Annotated in this window: 16 protein-coding genes and 2 tRNA genes; 15 read left to right on the top strand and 3 right to left on the bottom strand. The window is 71.6% G+C overall.

The window, feature by feature from the left end:
• The first annotated feature begins 226 nt into the window (after positions 1-226).
• From proB to ACFC96_RS23330, 5 genes are all read left to right on the top strand, one after another.
• Positions 227-1333 (top strand): glutamate 5-kinase, encoded by a 1107-nt coding sequence (gene proB, locus ACFC96_RS23310; RefSeq protein ID WP_376256825.1) that lies wholly within the window; start codon positions 227-229, stop codon positions 1331-1333.
• Positions 1334-1507: 174 nt separating this feature from the next.
• Complete coding sequence (locus ACFC96_RS23315) at positions 1508-1969, top strand: hypothetical protein (RefSeq protein WP_116513011.1); 462 nt, start codon at positions 1508-1510, stop codon at positions 1967-1969.
• A gap of 62 nt (positions 1970-2031) precedes the next feature.
• Positions 2032-3315: a glutamate-5-semialdehyde dehydrogenase gene (locus tag ACFC96_RS23320; protein ID WP_227294634.1), complete on the top strand. Its 1284-nt coding sequence runs from the start codon at positions 2032-2034 to the stop codon at positions 3313-3315.
• A gap of 77 nt (positions 3316-3392) precedes the next feature.
• Positions 3393-3986 carry a hypothetical protein gene (locus tag ACFC96_RS23325; protein WP_376256137.1) on the top strand — a complete coding sequence of 198 codons (594 nt, stop codon included), beginning with the start codon at positions 3393-3395 and terminating at the stop codon, positions 3984-3986.
• 101 nt (positions 3987-4087) lie between these two features.
• Positions 4088-5161, top strand: a complete 1074-nt coding sequence (locus ACFC96_RS23330) for a hypothetical protein (protein WP_376613924.1) — start codon at positions 4088-4090, stop codon at positions 5159-5161.
• Between the two features lie 12 nt (positions 5162-5173).
• Here the strand turns inward: ACFC96_RS23330 and ACFC96_RS23335 are convergent, their stop codons facing one another.
• Positions 5174-6256, bottom strand: coding sequence for a M48 family metallopeptidase (locus ACFC96_RS23335; protein WP_376256134.1), 1083 nt, complete (start codon positions 6254-6256; stop codon positions 5174-5176).
• 108 nt (positions 6257-6364) lie between these two features.
• Between ACFC96_RS23335 and ACFC96_RS23340 the strand changes: the two genes are divergently transcribed.
• The 10 genes from ACFC96_RS23340 (at position 6365) to ACFC96_RS23385 (ending at position 11659) form a co-directional block, all read left to right on the top strand.
• Positions 6365-6529, top strand: a complete 165-nt coding sequence (locus ACFC96_RS23340; protein WP_376613925.1) for a hypothetical protein — start codon at positions 6365-6367, stop codon at positions 6527-6529.
• Between the two features lie 153 nt (positions 6530-6682).
• Positions 6683-6847 (top strand): hypothetical protein, encoded by a 165-nt coding sequence (locus tag ACFC96_RS23345; RefSeq protein WP_376256130.1) that lies wholly within the window; start codon positions 6683-6685, stop codon positions 6845-6847.
• Positions 6848-6894: 47 nt separating this feature from the next.
• Positions 6895-7557 carry a nicotinate-nucleotide adenylyltransferase gene (gene nadD / locus ACFC96_RS23350; RefSeq protein ID WP_376256128.1) on the top strand — a complete coding sequence of 221 codons (663 nt, stop codon included), beginning with the start codon at positions 6895-6897 and terminating at the stop codon, positions 7555-7557.
• 16 nt (positions 7558-7573) lie between these two features.
• Positions 7574-9262: a LytR C-terminal domain-containing protein gene (locus tag ACFC96_RS23355; RefSeq protein WP_376613927.1), complete on the top strand. Its 1689-nt coding sequence runs from the start codon at positions 7574-7576 to the stop codon at positions 9260-9262.
• A 123-nt stretch (positions 9263-9385) separates the two neighbouring features.
• The gene (rsfS, locus tag ACFC96_RS23360; protein WP_376613929.1) at positions 9386-9844 is read left to right on the top strand and encodes a ribosome silencing factor; all 459 of its coding nucleotides are present in this window, start codon (positions 9386-9388) and stop codon (positions 9842-9844) included.
• Positions 9841-10518 (top strand): histidine phosphatase family protein, encoded by a 678-nt coding sequence (locus ACFC96_RS23365; RefSeq protein ID WP_376613931.1) that lies wholly within the window; start codon positions 9841-9843, stop codon positions 10516-10518. Before rsfS ends, ACFC96_RS23365 begins: the two co-directional genes overlap by 4 nt.
• 98 nt (positions 10519-10616) lie before the next feature.
• Positions 10617-10689, top strand: a tRNA-Ala gene (locus ACFC96_RS23370).
• A gap of 300 nt (positions 10690-10989) precedes the next feature.
• The gene (locus tag ACFC96_RS23375; protein ID WP_376256120.1) at positions 10990-11214 is read left to right on the top strand and encodes a hypothetical protein; all 225 of its coding nucleotides are present in this window, start codon (positions 10990-10992) and stop codon (positions 11212-11214) included.
• A gap of 3 nt (positions 11215-11217) precedes the next feature.
• A complete protein-coding gene (locus ACFC96_RS23380; protein WP_376256118.1) occupies positions 11218-11451 on the top strand; it encodes a hypothetical protein in 234 nt (77 codons plus the stop codon).
• Between the two features lie 135 nt (positions 11452-11586).
• Positions 11587-11659: transfer RNA gene (locus ACFC96_RS23385), tRNA-Ala, on the top strand.
• A 75-nt stretch (positions 11660-11734) separates the two neighbouring features.
• Here the strand turns inward: ACFC96_RS23385 and ACFC96_RS23390 are convergent.
• Positions 11735-13324 (bottom strand): NADH-ubiquinone oxidoreductase-F iron-sulfur binding region domain-containing protein, encoded by a 1590-nt coding sequence (locus tag ACFC96_RS23390; protein WP_376613932.1) that lies wholly within the window; start codon positions 13322-13324, stop codon positions 11735-11737.
• Entirely contained in the window at positions 13321-14634 is a 1314-nt protein-coding gene (locus tag ACFC96_RS23395) for a cytochrome b/b6 domain-containing protein (protein ID WP_376256115.1), read from the bottom strand. The genes ACFC96_RS23390 and ACFC96_RS23395 overlap by 4 nt, the downstream gene beginning before the upstream one ends.
• Positions 14635-14637: the final 3 nt, after the last annotated feature.

A 14637-nucleotide genomic window follows, 5' to 3' on the forward strand; every position in this document is an offset into this window, starting at 1 on the left:
TAAAGGGGCAAAGGCCCCACGATCTCTGGGCAGCGATTGCTATCGCCGGCTCCGGTGGAATTCCTTTCGCGTGAGCCTGCCGTCCGCCCCTCGGAACCCGGAGGCGCCGCGCCGTGTCGCTCACGTAGATTGCAGGACCTGGGCCGTGGCCGGGACGAGGCCCGCGGCCGGTCAGCACCGATGGGGAACGCACGTGTCAGCGGCAGGGCAGGACATGAGGCAGGGCGTGGCGGAAGCCCGCAGGATCGTGATCAAGGTCGGATCCTCCTCGCTCACCACCGCCGAGGGCGGCCTGGACGCCGACCGGGTCGACGCCCTCGTCGACGTGCTCGCCAAGGTCCGCAGCGGCAGCGAGAAGGAGATCGTGCTCGTCTCGTCCGGCGCCATCGCCGCCGGACTCGCGCCGCTCGGCCTGCGCAGGCGTCCCAAGGACCTCGCCCGCCAGCAGGCGGCCGCGAGCGTCGGCCAGGGACTCCTGATGGCCCGCTACACCGCCTCCTTCGCGCGCTACGGCGTCCGCGTCGGCCAGGTTCTGCTCACCAGCGACGACATGGCCCGCCGCGCCCACCACCGCAACGCGTCGCGCACCCTCGACCAGCTCCTCGCGATGGGCGCCCTGCCCGTCGTGAACGAGAACGACACGGTGGCCACGGACGAGATCCGCTTCGGCGACAACGACCGGCTCGCCGCCCTGGTCGCCCACCTCGTCCACGCCGACCTCCTCGTCCTCCTCTCCGACGTCGACGGCCTCTACGACGGCGACCCCGCCAAGCCCGGCAGCTCGCGGATCTCCGAGGTCCGCAACCCCGCCGACATCGCGCACGTCAAGATCGGCAGTGCCGGGAAGGCGGGCGTGGGCACCGGCGGCATGGTGACCAAGGTCGAGGCGGCCGGGATCGCCGCGGCCGCGGGCATCCCCGTAGTTCTCACCAGCACGGTGCACGCGGCCGACGCGCTCGCCGCCCGCGACACGGGCACGTACTTCCACCGCACGGGCCGGCGCAGCGCCGACCGCCTCCTGTGGCTCCAGCACGCCTCCACGCCGCAGGGCGCGCTCACGCTCGACGACGGGGCGGTGAAGGCCGTCGTGGAGCGCCGCAAGTCACTCCTTCCCGCGGGCATCGCGGCCGTCGAGGGCGAGTTCAACGCGGGTGACCCCGTCGAGCTGCGCGACACCACGGGGCGCGCGGTGGCGCGCGGCCTGGTCAACTTCGACGCCAAGGAGATCCCGCAGCTCATCGGCCGCTCCACCCGTGAGCTGGCGCGCGAGCTGGGGCCCGCGTACGAGCGTGAGGTCGTCCACCGTGACGACCTCGTGCTGCTGCAGTCCTGATCGCACCGGCGCATTCGTGAAGATCTTGCGTCCGCGCCCGTCGTAAACCGTGTAGACGGCCGAAAGCCGGGCCTCCGGCGGGGGACCTTCCCCAAAACGGCCCCACGATGCCGCTTGGCCTGCTCAACTTTGTTTCAGGAAGTTCCGCACGACCATTGCGCAAAGGAGGCCGTCGTGAGACGAGCGCGCCCGGGGGCGACGTCCCGAGGGTCGGCGGAGCGGGCACTGACCAGCGTCGCGGCCGGCGAGTCGTACCAGGGCAGCGGGCAGGAGGAGAGTGTTGTGACGGAGGAAGGCCCCCGCCTCTGGCATGTCACCCTCAGCGTCTCCGGCGCCGATGCGCCCCTCGCGGAGGTGCGGCGGGGACTCGAACAACTGGCGCATGACCACCCCTTTCTGCTGACGAGCCGGTACGCCGTCGACCACGCCGAGATCCGCTACTGGGAAGAGGCCCGCGACCTGCACGACGCGGCCGCCGTGGCGCTGCGCCTGTGGGGCGAGCACCGCCAGAGTTCCCAGCTCCCGCCGTGGGAGATCGTCGGCCTCGAGGTCATCGACCGCGACACGTACCACCAGCGCATCGCCGAGGGGTACGGGCCGCTGCCGGCCACTCCGGTCGGCGTACACCCCTTTTAGGTCACATCTCAGGGTTCGGAACAGCCGCCGGACGGCCCCGGCGCGCCCATTACCCTGCCGGTATGACCTCGCTCTCGCCGTACGACTCGATGACCCCCGTCACCCAGGCCGCCTACCGCGCCCGGTCCGCGGCCGGTGTGATCGCCCCGCTGCCGCGGGCCGCGAAGGACGATGCCCTCGCCGCGATCGCCGACGCGCTCGAGGTGCGCACGGCCGAGATCGTCGAGGCGAACGCCAAGGACATCGCCCGCGCCCGCGAGGCCGGCACCAGCGAGTCGATCATCGACCGCCTCACGCTCACGCCCGAGCGGGTCCGCGCCATCGCCGCCGACGTGCGCGACGTCGTCGCCCTGCCCGACCCGGTCGGCACGGTCGTCCGCGGCAACACCCTCCCGAACGGCATCGACCTGCGTCAGGTCCGCGTCCCGCTCGGTGTCGTCGGCATCATCTACGAGGCCCGCCCGAACGTGACCGTGGACGCCGCCGCCCTCTGCCTCAAGTCGGGCAACGCCGTCCTCCTGCGCGGCAGTTCGTCCGCGTACGAGTCCAACACCGCCCTCGTGCGCGTCCTGCGCGACGCCGTCGGCGGCTCCGGGCTGCCCGCCGACGCGATCCAGCTCGTACCCGGCGAGGGCCGCGACTCCGTCACCGAGCTGATGCGGGCGCGCGGCCTGGTCGACGTCCTCATCCCGCGCGGCGGCGCCTCCCTCATCAAGAACGTCGTCGAGAACTCGATCGTCCCCGTCATCGAGACCGGCACCGGCAACTGCCACGTCTACGTCGACGCCCACGCCGACCTCGACATGGCCGTCGACATCCTGATCAACTCCAAGGCGCAGCGCCCCAGCGTCTGCAACGCCGCCGAGACCCTCCTCGTCCACCAGGACATCGCCGACGCCTTCGTGCCCCGCGCCCTCGCGGCCCTCGCCGAGGCCGGCGTCACCGTGCACGCCGACGAGCGCGTCCTGGCGTACGCCGAGGGCTCCAAGGCCACCGTCGTCGAGGCGACCCCCGAGGACTGGGAGACCGAATACCTCTCGTACGACATCGCGGCCGCCGTCGTGCACTCCCTGGACGCCGCCGTGGAGCACATCCGCCTCTGGTCGTCCGGCCACACCGAGGCCATCGTCACCACCTCGCAGCAGGCGGCCCGCCGTTTCACCCAACTGGTCGACTCCACGACGGTCGCCGTGAACGCCTCGACACGCTTCACGGACGGCGGCCAGTTCGGCTTCGGCGCCGAGATCGGCATCTCCACCCAGAAGCTCCACGCCCGGGGCCCCATGGGCCTTCCGGAGCTGACGAGCACCAAGTACATCGTCACGGGCGACGGCCACATCCGGTAGCCGTGGGCATGCGGACAGGAACAAGGGAATTCCCGCACCGACTGCCCAAAACGACCCCCCAGGTCTACTCTGGACGCGTGCCGGAGGACGTGGGGGGCACGCCGTTCCCTGACGGCTGGGAGCCCGACGACGACCGCGACCGCGGGGGTGCGGACGAAGAGTTCGCCTCCGTGGTCTTCGACGAGGACTTCGTGCAGGCCGCCGAGGTCCATGAACCGACCGCGGTCGAGCGGCTGCTCGCAGCGGCGCAGGCGCGCGCCGAGGCCCAGGAAGCCGAGGCGCGAAGGGCCCGCACGCGTGGCTCCGGGGTCGACGACGATCTCTACGACGACGGGTACGGCCCCGACCTGGGGGGCGGCTACGGTCACGGCCCGGACGCCGACGACCTCTACGACCCCGATGTCGACGAGGACGGCTACCCGCGCCCCGGCGCGTACGGCGCGAAGGTGCGCTGGCGCCGCCCCGTCGCCTGGCTGCTCGCCCTCGTCATGGGTGTCGGCATGGTCGCGCTCGCCTTCACCGCCGTCTACCGCGGCGCCTCGTCGGGCGGCCGCCCGGACCGGGTCCCGCCGCCCGCGACGACGGAGCTGGAGAAGGGCTTCCCGTCCGCCCCCGGCGCCTCCGCCGACTACTCCCCGTCACCGGTCCCCGCGACTCCGCGGATTCCCTGACCACGGACGGGTGCACCCCGTCAGCACAGGGTGGAGACCCTGTCGGAAGTTGTCGTGTACCAGGGCGTTTACCGGACCTTCCGCAGACCTACCCTGAAGGTATGGGCGAGCCAGGAGACCCACCGGAGGGGACCCCCGAGAGCGCTCCCGGCGGTGGTGGGGAAGACGAGTACCGATCCGTCGTCTTCGACGAGTCGTTCATCCGCGCTGCCCGGCTCCAGGAGTTCTCCGCGCAGGAGCGCATCACCGACCACGCGCCCGCCGTACGCCGGCGCCCCGGTCTGCGCCACGGCCTCACCCGGCAGGCCGTCATCCTCGTCGTCCTGATCGTCATCGCGTTCGGCACCGCGATCTACATGGGCGTACGCAACCCCTACCAGGGCGTCACCCCCGCCCGCCGCCCCGAACCGCTGCGGATGACCGTCATCCCGCTCGCGCCGCAGGGCCGGGTCCCCGGCGCCGTCTCGGTGTCCGAGCTCTACGCGCACAGCCCCGCCGCCCAGTTCGGGACGGCGGCCAAGGGCATAGCCCTGCCCCCGGCCCGGCACACCTCGCACTTCTCCGAGAGTGAGGTCTACGCCGCCCTGACCACCGCCAAGGACTACCTCGTCGAGTCCTCGCTCGACCCCGACGTGCTCACCGGGAAGTCGGTGCGGTCCGTGCGGATCCTGCTCGACCCGCAGCAGCTCGACCAGTTCGACCGGAGCTTCGACCGGCCCGCCGCCGACGGCCGGCACGAGGCCACGGGCTGGCTCGTCCGCTTCGACCCGAAACAGGCCGCGCTCGCCGGCACCGGGATCCGCGTCCACGGCACCCTGCGCGCCACGGAGTCCGACGCGAACACCCTGGAGGTCGCCTCCGACCACACGTTCGTCTACGCCCTGCGCCCGGCCGGCGCCGGCTCCCACGCGAAGGCGTCCCTGTTCACCGTCCGCCGTGAGCTGCGCTTCCGCTTCGACCGGGACGACCTGCGCATGCACCAGGCCGAGGTGCTCGTCAGCTATGTGCAGGCCGGGCCGCTGTCCTGCTCCGTCGACGCGACCGCGCGGCTGCACCCGCTGCTCGCGGAGCAGTCGCCGAAGAAGGGCGGCCCGGCCGGCACCGACCCGTACGCCACGAGCGGCACCACCTCGCTGTGCGGTGCGCTCGCGCCGGGCGCCCAGCCTTCGCTCTGAGCCCCGCGGGACCTACGCGTCGTCCGTCCCGTGGTTGCCCGTGTTCGCACCGCCGTTGCCGCCGCCGAACTTGCCGCGCAGCTTGCCGCCCAGGTCGCCCGCGCCGCCCGCGATGTCCGTGACCAGCTTCATCAGCGGGTCCTTGGAGCTGCGCACGTTGTCCGCGTAGTGCGCGGCCGACTGGCGGAACGAGTCGGTGACCGAGGTGTCCTTGTCCTCGGTGCGGCGCGGGTAGTGGCCGTCCATGATGCGCTGGTAGTCGCGGGTCGCGGCCCACTTCTTCAGCTCGGCCGCACGGACCGTGGTGAAGGGGTGCGTGCGCGGCATCACGTTGAGGATCTTGAGCACGGAGTCGCGCAGGTCGCCCCCGGCCTCGTACTCCTCGGCCTGCTTGAGGAACGCGTCCACGTTCATCTCGTGCAGGTGGTTGCCGCCCGCGATCTTCATCAGGCCGCGCATCGACGCCTTGAGGTCCTGGCCGACCAGCAGGCCGGCGCGGTCCGCCGACAGCTCCGACTTGCGGAACCACTCGCGCAGCGCCGTGACGATCGCCATGATCGCGAAATTGCCGAGCGGGATCCACGCGACGCGGAGCGCCAGGCTGGTCAGGAACAGCAGTATCGTCCGGTAGACCGAGTGGCCGGACAGCGCGTGGCCCACCTCGTGGCCGACGACCGCCTGCATCTCCTCGTGGTCGAGCAGCTCCACCAGGCCGGTCGTGACGACGATGATCGGCTCGTCCAGGCCGATGCACATCGCGTTCGGCTGGGGGTCCTGGTTGACGTACATCGGCGGGACCTTCTCCAGGTCCAGGATGTAACACGCGTCCCGCAGCATGTCGTTGAGGTGCGCGAACTGCTCGTCGGAGACCCGGACCGAGTCCGACAGGAACAGCAGGCGCAGGCTGCGCTCGGGCAGCAGCCCGCTGAGTGCCTTGAACACCGTGTCGAAACCGCTGAGCTTGCGCAGTGCCACCAGGGCCGACCGGTCCGCCGGGTGCTCGTACGCCCGCGAGGAGATCCCCTCGAAGCGCCGGCGCTGCCTGCTCGGTACGTGCTCGCGCTGGTCGTCGTTGCCGTCGTTGACGTCGGGCATGCGTCCCCCATGTTCGTGTGCCGTCATGTTCTGTTGTGCCCCCGAGGAGGTCTCCACAGTAGGCGGAGATACCGTGGCGGGGCAGCACACCGAAGGAGCGAAAACGTCATGGAGCACACACTCGACGCCGCCTGGCTCACCCACGTGGTCAGCGCCGCCGCCTCCGACCAGCAGGGCGCCGGCAATCTGCTGCGCACCGTGATCGTCGTGGGCGTCCTCGGCAGTGTGTTCCTGGGATGGTTCCTGCTGCGCGGCTACAAGCGCGACGAGTGACGCGGCCGCGGGGCGGACACGCGTACGGCAGAGTCGGCGTGATCGCCGAGGACACCCCCGCATACGATGGGCGGGAAGTCTTTATCCAGACCTCATGTCACCACCCAGAGCCCGACTCCCCATCCCGTCTCACCCGGATAGGTCCTGCTGACGATGAGCCTCCACAGCACCGCTGCCCAGCTGGCCACTCTCGCCGCCGAGGGCGGCGAGGGCGGCGGCAACCACCCGAGCCTCAGCCCCTTCCTCACCGGCGGCGGCGCCCTGTTCCTCCTGCTGCTGCTGCTGTGGATCGTCACCCGCTTCAACCGGGACCGCTAGACCCTGACGGCGAAGGCACCCCGATCGGGCCAGTAGGCTCTGCACGCATGGGAGAGCAGGACATGCCTACCGGCCCGGTCAACGGCCCGGCCGGCGGCCCGGACCGGGCCCGGATCAGCACCGCCAAGCGGCGTCTCGGCGTCATGGGCGGAACGTTTGACCCGATCCACCACGGACACCTGGTGGCGGCCAGCGAGGTCGCCGCGCAGTTCCACCTCGACGAGGTCGTGTTCGTGCCGACCGGGCAGCCGTGGCAGAAGACGGACCGCCTGGTCACCCCGGCCGAGGACCGCTATCTGATGACGGTCATCGCGACCGCCGAGAACCCGCAGTTCTCGGTGAGCCGCATCGACATCGACCGCGGCGGGCCGACGTACACCACGGACACGCTGCGCGATCTGCGCGCGCTCAATCCGGACACGGACCTCTTCTTCATCACGGGCGCCGACGCCCTGGGCCAGATCCTCACCTGGCGGTACACGGATGAACTGTTCTCCCTGGCGCACTTCATCGGGGTCACCCGGCCGGGCCACCCGCTGACCGACCCCGGTCTGCCGGAGGGCGGTGTCTCGCTCGTCGAGGTGCCGGCCCTCGCCATCTCGTCCACGGACTGCCGTGCGAGGGTCGCCAAGGGCGACCCCGTCTGGTACATGGTCCCGGACGGTGTGGTGCGCTACATCGACAAGCGCGAGCTGTACCGCGGCGAGTGAGCCGAGAGGGGCACCGGTGAACGACCGATACGACGGTTACTCGGGCAGTTACTCGGGGGACGCGTCCAACACGTCCGACCAGTACGAGCTCGTCGGCTACGACGAGTACGGGCAGCCCGTGTACCGGCAGGTGCCCCAGCAGCCTGCGCAGTACGAGTATCCGCAGGCGACCCAGAACCAGGGCTACGGATACGACCCGTACGCCACCGGCCAGCAGCCGCCCGTGCCCTCGTACGACACGTACGACCCCTACGGGGCGGGCGCGCCCGCCCAGCAGGGCTCGCCCCCTTCGTACGACCCCTACGGGGCTGTCGCGGGAACGGGGCAGCAGCAGCGCGTCGAGGAGCAGACCGCGACCGCCCACATCCCGGCGCAGGCCGGGCCCCGGAACGAGCCGGCGGCGCGCGAGCGCGACGGGGCGCCCGAGTACCGCACCGAGCAGTTCTCCTTCGTCGAGGAACCGGACGAGAACTCCGAAGACGTCATCGACTGGCTGAAGTTCACCGAGTCGCGCACCGAGCGCCGCGAGGAGGCACGCCGCCGCGGCCGCAGCCGGGTCGTCGCCCTCGTCGTGGTCCTCGTGCTCTGCGTGACCGGCGGCGTCGGCTACCTCTGGTACGCGGGCAAGCTGCCCGGCTTCGGCCCCGCCGACTCCGGCAAGGGCGCCGCGGACACCGCGGGGCCGCAGAACCGCGACGTGATCGTCGTCCATCTGCACAACACCAAGGGCGGCGGCACCTCCACGGCGCTGCTCGTCAACAACACCACCACCAAGCAGGGCACCACCGTCCTGCTCCCCAACTCCCTTGCCCTGACGGACGACGAGGGCAGCGCGACGACGCTCGGCAAGTCCGTCGACGGCGACGGGTCCTCCGGCACACGTGACGCCATCGACACCGTCCTCGGCACGGACGTCGAGGGCACGTGGCGGCTCGACACCCCGTACCTCAACAACCTCGTCGAACTCGTCGGCAACATCGACATCGACACGAACGCCGACGTCCCCGACCCGGCCGCCAAGTCCGGGAAGAAGGCGACGGCTCCGCTGGTCAAGAAGGGCAAGCAGCAGACGCTGAGCGGCCCCATGGCCGTCGCCTACGCCACCTACCGCGCGCCCGGCGAATCCGCGACCGCGCAGCTCATGCGGTTCGGCCAGGTCATGCAGGGCGTGCTGCGCAAGCTGTCGTCCGACCCGCACGCCGCCACCGTCACCGTCCAGTCCCTCGCCCAGATCCTCGACCCGTCGCTGGGCGAGAAGGACCTCGGCGCGTTTCTCGCCAAGCTCGCCGACCGGGCCAAGGGCGGCGACTACAAGACCGCGCTCCTGCCCGTGCAGCAGGACGGCACCCTGTCCGAGCAGGCCACCGACAGCGTCGTCAAGGACGTCCTCGGAGGCACGGTCAAGAACCCGGGCAAGGACGCCTCCGTACGCGTCGGCATCAAGAACGCCACCGGCGTGAAGGCCCGCACGGAGAAGGCCAGGGTCACGCTCGTGAACGGCGGCTACACCTTCGTCGACGCCGGGACGGGCGCCGCCGCCCAGGCCGCGTCGCAGGTCACCTACCAGGACGCCGACCGCAAGCAGGACGCCGTCGAGGTCGCCAAGACCCTGGGCCTTCCGGCGACCGCGGTGCGCAAGGGCAAGACCGTGGCGAACGCGGACGTGTCCGTGGTCCTCGGCCAGAACTACACGGGCGGACAGTAGGCGCGCCGGGCCCCGGGGGCGTGCTCCCGGGGCCCGGACAATCCAGTAAGGGCCGTCGGCGGTCCGTGAGACCCTTGGGGTATCCCTTCAGGGGATTACTGCCCGCCGACGGAAAGCCTTGTAGTGACCGCCACTGACCGTTCCCTCGAGCTCATCACCACCGCCGCACAGGCGGCCGCCGACAAGCTCGCGCACGACATCATCGCGTACGACGTCAGCGATGTGCTGTCGATCACCGACGCCTTCCTGCTGGCCTCCGCGCCCAACGACCGCCAGGTCAAGTCGATCGTCGACGAGATCGAGGAGCGCCTCAACAAGGAGCTCGGCGCCAAGCCGGTCCGCCGCGAGGGCGACCGCGACGCCCGCTGGATCCTCCTCGACTACGTCGACATCGTCGTCCACGTCCAGCACAGCGAGGAGCGCGTCTTCTACGCCCTCGAGCGCCTGTGGAAGGACTGCCCCGAGCTGGAGCTTCCCGAGGACGCCAAGGCCACCCGCGGCAAGGCGGAGGAGTACGCCCAGCGGACGCAGGCCGCGGAGGAGGCCGAGGAGCTTCGCGAGCTGGGCGGAGAGCTGCGTTGACCGCCGCGGGGGCCGGCGCCGGAGCGGCCGGGGGGCCGACCCGCGGACGGCGCGTCATCCTGTGGCGGCACGGCCAGACCGCCTGGAACCTGGAGCGTCGCTTCCAGGGCTCCACGGACATCGGCCTGACCGAGACCGGCGTCGCCCAGGCGCGCCGGGCCGCCCGGCTGCTCGCCTCGCTGAAGCCGGACGCCATCGTCGCGTCCGACCTCAGCAGGGCCGCCGCCACGGCCGCCGAGCTGGCCGCGCTCACGAGCCTCGACGTCACGCACGACGAGGGCCTGCGCGAGACCTACGCCGGTGAGTGGCAGGGCCTCACGCACGACGAGATCATCGGCCGTTACGGCGACCAGTACGCCGCGTGGAAGCGCGGCGAACCGGTGCGCCGCGGCGGCGGCGAGCTCGAGACGGAGGTCGCCGACCGGGCCGCCCCCGTCGTACTCAGCCATGCGGAGAAGCTGCCGCAGGACGGCACGCTCGTCGTGGTCAGCCACGGCGGCACGATCCGCACCACCATCGGGCGCCTCCTCGGTCTCGAGTCCCACCACTGGGAAGGTCTCGGCGGTCTCTCCAACTGCTGCTGGTCCGTCCTCGGCCAGGGTGCACGCGGCTGGCGGCTGCTCGAGCACAACGCGGGCACGCTCCCGGAGCCGGTGCTCGGCGACGACGACTGAGCCCTCCCGGCGGGGCGGGACGGCCGGATTTCACTTTCCGGCAGGTCGCAGGCTAAAGTTCTTCTTGTTCGCAGCCGCGCAGAGCGGGGAGAACGCAAGGGGCTATAGCTCAGTTGGTAGAGCGCCTGCATGGCATGCAGGAGGTCAGGAGTTCAATTCTCCTTAGCTCCACAGTCGAAGCGTCCGCTTCACAAAGATCCCGTCCGGGTAAGGGCGGGATTTTTTGTTACCCGGCGCACTTTTTCCAACTGCCTTGAGGCGCTCGGTGTCCCAGGGGCGTATAGGTCTGCGGATGTGCTCCTCGTGTGTGGGTGTGTGCGTAAGTGCTGGCCGGAGCGGGCGAACTCGGCGCCGTGTCCGGACCGGTACGCATGCGTCGCTGACCGTGACGCTCCGGCCGTGGCAGAATCGGACGGCCGGTAGAGGGTCGCGTCCGTTCGACGAAGACGGCCCGACGGGAGGGAGAACGCGATGCCCGCGCGCATCACCGAGGCGGCCGACCGCCCCCTCGGCGTGACAGTGAGACCGGCCGAAGCAGCCCATTGCGGGCAGCACCTGACGCTCCCTCCCCCCTCTCCCTCTTCTTCCTCTTTCCCCGACTGTCCGTCCTGCGGCTCCCTCCACGTCGCGCAGATGCTCGGCGACAACGGCGGGTTCTCGTACCTGTGCACGGCCTGCGGCCACAGCTGGAGCTGATCGATGGGTGCACACAGGAGGACGTGCGACTGGTGCGGCAGCGGCACGCCCATCGTCAGGGACATGGAGCCGGTCAACCCCGACTTCCAGTACTGGTGCGAGGAGTGCGCGCGGGCGCTGATCATAAAGGGCGACCCGATCGAGACGTATCGGGAGCTGGAGGGTGAGCCGATCTACGGCCGGCTGCTCGACGAGCACTGCACGCTCAAGCGGTTCTATTCGTTCGCCACTGCCTGAGGGTGGAGTAAATGCGGTCAAATCGGACCAAGCTGGAAACGATTTGGTGATGCACCGGGTGCCCGGTAATGTTGGCGTCGCCGCCGGGGAAACCGGGCGACACGGTGAACATGCGGCTCGGCCGCGTGGCCGCAAGGGGCTATAGCTCAGTTGGTAGAGCGCCTGCATGGCATGCAGGAGGTCAGGAGTTCAATTCTCCTTAGCTCCACAATAGTTGGACATGAAGACGGGCCACCCGAACAGGGTGGCCCGTCTTCGTATGCCGTCACGCAGCCTCGCGGGGTCAGCCGCGCCCGCTGCCCAGCGCCCTGCGCCCCCGGCCCGGCGGGAGCGCAGGCGGCAGGGCCGGGCGGGCCGCAGCCGCCGCCGGGTCCTCCTCGATGCGCAGGGCCAGCGCGGGGCACCGGCGCACGGCCCGTACGGCCCGCGCTTCCGAATAGCGCGCCACCGGGGCCTCCGCCACCGAGGGATAGCCGTCGGGGCCGAGCTGGATCAGCTCCGGCACGATGTCCGCGCACAGGCCGTGGCCCTCGCACAGCGTCCAGTCCACCGCGAGCCGCCGGCCGCTGGGGGACTCGCCCTGCGGCGCCTGCGTGTGCAGGGGCAGCACGCCCTGCACCGGGCGTCCGCAGCCGCCGCCCAGGACATGCTCGGCCAGATCGTCCGTGAACGCCGAGATCGTCGACTCCAGGAACGCCGCCGAACCGTCCGGGTGCTTGCACGCGCCGCGCCGCTTCACCGCCCTGGTGACCTGCTGGAGGGCTTCGAGGGCGGTGGGGCCGCCTCCGTTCAGCACGTCCTCCAGACCGCGCGCCGCCGCCGGCAGACCCAGGTAACAGGGCCCGCACTGGCCCGCGCTCTCCGAGGCAAGCCACTGCGCCACCCGCAGCGCCTCGCCGAGCGGGCAGGTGTCCGGGCCGATCGGCAGGATCGCGCCCGCGCCGAGCGCGCCGCCCGCAGCCTCCAGAGAGGCGCGGGAGACCACCGCCTCCTGTGCCGCGAAGGCGTCGAGCCACTTGCCGTGATAGCCACCCGTGAGCACGCCCTGGGGCATCGGCGGGGCGCCCGCGAGCTGGAGCACGTACCGCAGGGGCACCCCTGCCGGCACTTCGAGGACCATCGGGCGGGCGACGGCTCCGGAGAGGGTCAGCAGGATCGTGCCGGGCTCGTCGCGCAGGCCCGTGCGGCAGTAGCGCTCGGGCCCGGTGCGGGCCGCGACGGCGAGCTGGGCGAAGGTCTCGGCGTTCGACAGCAGCGTGGGCGCGCCGCCCACCCCGGAGTCGGAGGCGCGCACCTTGCGGCCCGGCGGCACCGGGGGGCCGCCGTCCGCCGAGCGGATCAGCGCGGAGGACTCCCCGGTGACCATGCGTACGGGGTTGCGCTGCACCCGCGCGCGCAGCGGGGCGCCACGGCGGTTGGACAGGCCCCTTTCGAGGAGCGCGGCCTGCATGGACGCCTCGGTGGAGTCGCGGGTCACGCCCACCACGAGGGTGCGGGCGCCGAGCGCCTCGGCGACCAGGAGCGCGCCGTCGAGGATGAGATGCGGGGCGCGGTTGATCAGCACCGTGTCCTTGCGGCAGGCGGGTTCGTCCTCGCTGCCGTTGACCACGACGACGGGCCGCACCCCGCGGCGTATCGCGGACTGGGCGACGGCGCGCAGCTTCTTGGCGAAGGGGAACCCGGCGCCGCCGCGGCCGCGCAGCGATATCTGCCCGGCCAGCGCGGCCAGTTGCTCGCCGCCCATCGGTTCGAGCGGGCCGTGCACTTTCAGATGCATGTCGAGGTCGAGTCGCTCGACCAGGTCGAAGCCCGAGGTGAGCTGGGGGAGACCGACGACGCGGACTTCGGGGACGTCGGGCAGCGCGGTGTTCACTGAATGCCTCCGGGCGGCGTGTTCCAGGGCTCACCCGCGGCGGGGGCCTGGAACGGGCCGGGCAGCGTTTCGGTGGCGGACTCTTCCCCGAAGCTCGGGATGCCGCCGTAGGGGGTGTCGAGCGTGGGGTCGTACGCCGAGGGGGGTGCCGGAGCGGGGGGCGGCGGGGACGGGGCCGGCCAGCGCTCGGGGGGCTCGGGGTCGACGAACGGGAGGGCCTCGGTGGGCTGGAGGTCCAGGAGGGTCAGCGGCTCCCCGGGGGGCGGGTCGCCGAAGAGCGGGTCCACCGGGGTCGAGACCGCGCGGTAGGCGGCCGAGAAGCCGATGCCCGCGGTGGCGGGGCGCGGCTCGAACGCGGGGCGCGCCGGAGCCTCGTACAGGGGTGGCGTGCCGGGCGACGGCATCTGGAGCGGGTTGTCGCGCGGCCGCGGCGGGGGCTCGCGGTTCACGTCGAAGCGGGGGCCGGACGGTGCGGCGCGGCCGGCGCCGCCGGGCAGCGGGGATTCGGTGACGTTCCTGCGGCGGGTGCCCTGGGTCCTGCCGTCACCGTCGAGGAGCGCGAGGACGCGGGCGGCGACCTTGCGCTTGACCGGGCCCGGCGCCGCGCGCAGGGCGACCGCACCGCCCACGGCGACCAGACACAGGCAGTACATGACCACCACGTAGGTCTTGGGCTGCCGGCCCGCGTACAGACCGTGGATCAGCGCGGAGCACCAGGCGGGGTAGGCCAGCATGTGCAGGGCGCGCCAGCGGGAGGCGATCTGGGCCGGGGAGGCGAAGGCCTTGCGCAGCGCGCCGGTGACGCCGGTGGTGATCATCAGGAGCCCGGCGAGCGAGCCGAGGCCGATCAGGCCCGCGCTGCCGGTCACGCCGAGCCCGAAGGGGATCAGCGCGCCGACCACGGACACATGGTCGAGGGCCAGCTTGACCGTGACGTGCAGCAGCAGGAAGCCGATCGAGGCCACCGCCGTGGCCCGGTGCACGCCCTGGGAGAGCAGGCGCTGGCGCGAGGTCAGGAACAGCCGGTCGGAAGCGACCAGGCCCCAGACGACGGACGCCGTCAGGGAGACCAGGGACAGCACCCCGGTGGTGAAGTCGAGCGCGGCGCGGAAGGCGTCGCTCCCGACGAGGACCACGAGGGGGATCAGCAGCAGCGCCGCCGCGCACAGGGCCCCTCGTAGCGTCCGGCTGGGTGCGGGGGACGGGCGGATCCTGCGCCGGGGGCGCCGGGTATTTCGAAGCTGGGGGAACGGATTCAGCGGCTGCCCGTTCGTCGGGGAGTTCAACGGGGAGTTCAGTGGAGGGTTCATGGG

It is taken from the genome of Streptomyces sp. NPDC055955, assembly GCF_042270245.1.
Classification (GTDB): domain Bacteria; phylum Actinomycetota; class Actinomycetes; order Streptomycetales; family Streptomycetaceae; genus Streptomyces.

Excerpts from the sequence above, each read along its gene's own strand:
- ACFC96_RS23375 (WP_376256120.1), top strand. The coding sequence starts at position 10,990 with ATGCCCGCGCGCATCACCGAGGCGGCCGACCGCCCCCTCGGCGTGACA.
- ACFC96_RS23320 (WP_227294634.1), top strand. The coding sequence starts at position 2,032 with ATGACCTCGCTCTCGCCGTACGACTCGATGACCCCCGTCACCCAGGCC.
- ACFC96_RS23380 (WP_376256118.1), top strand. The coding sequence starts at position 11,218 with ATGGGTGCACACAGGAGGACGTGCGACTGGTGCGGCAGCGGCACGCCC.
- ACFC96_RS23345 (WP_376256130.1), top strand. The coding sequence starts at position 6,683 with ATGAGCCTCCACAGCACCGCTGCCCAGCTGGCCACTCTCGCCGCCGAG.
- nadD (WP_376256128.1), top strand. The coding sequence starts at position 6,895 with ATGGGAGAGCAGGACATGCCTACCGGCCCGGTCAACGGCCCGGCCGGC.
- ACFC96_RS23340 (WP_376613925.1), top strand. The coding sequence starts at position 6,365 with ATGGAGCACACACTCGACGCCGCCTGGCTCACCCACGTGGTCAGCGCC.
- ACFC96_RS23395 (WP_376256115.1), bottom strand. The coding sequence starts at position 14,634 with ATGAACCCTCCACTGAACTCCCCGTTGAACTCCCCGACGAACGGGCAG.
- ACFC96_RS23335 (WP_376256134.1), bottom strand. The coding sequence starts at position 6,256 with ATGCCCGACGTCAACGACGGCAACGACGACCAGCGCGAGCACGTACCG.
- ACFC96_RS23330 (WP_376613924.1), top strand. The coding sequence starts at position 4,088 with ATGGGCGAGCCAGGAGACCCACCGGAGGGGACCCCCGAGAGCGCTCCC.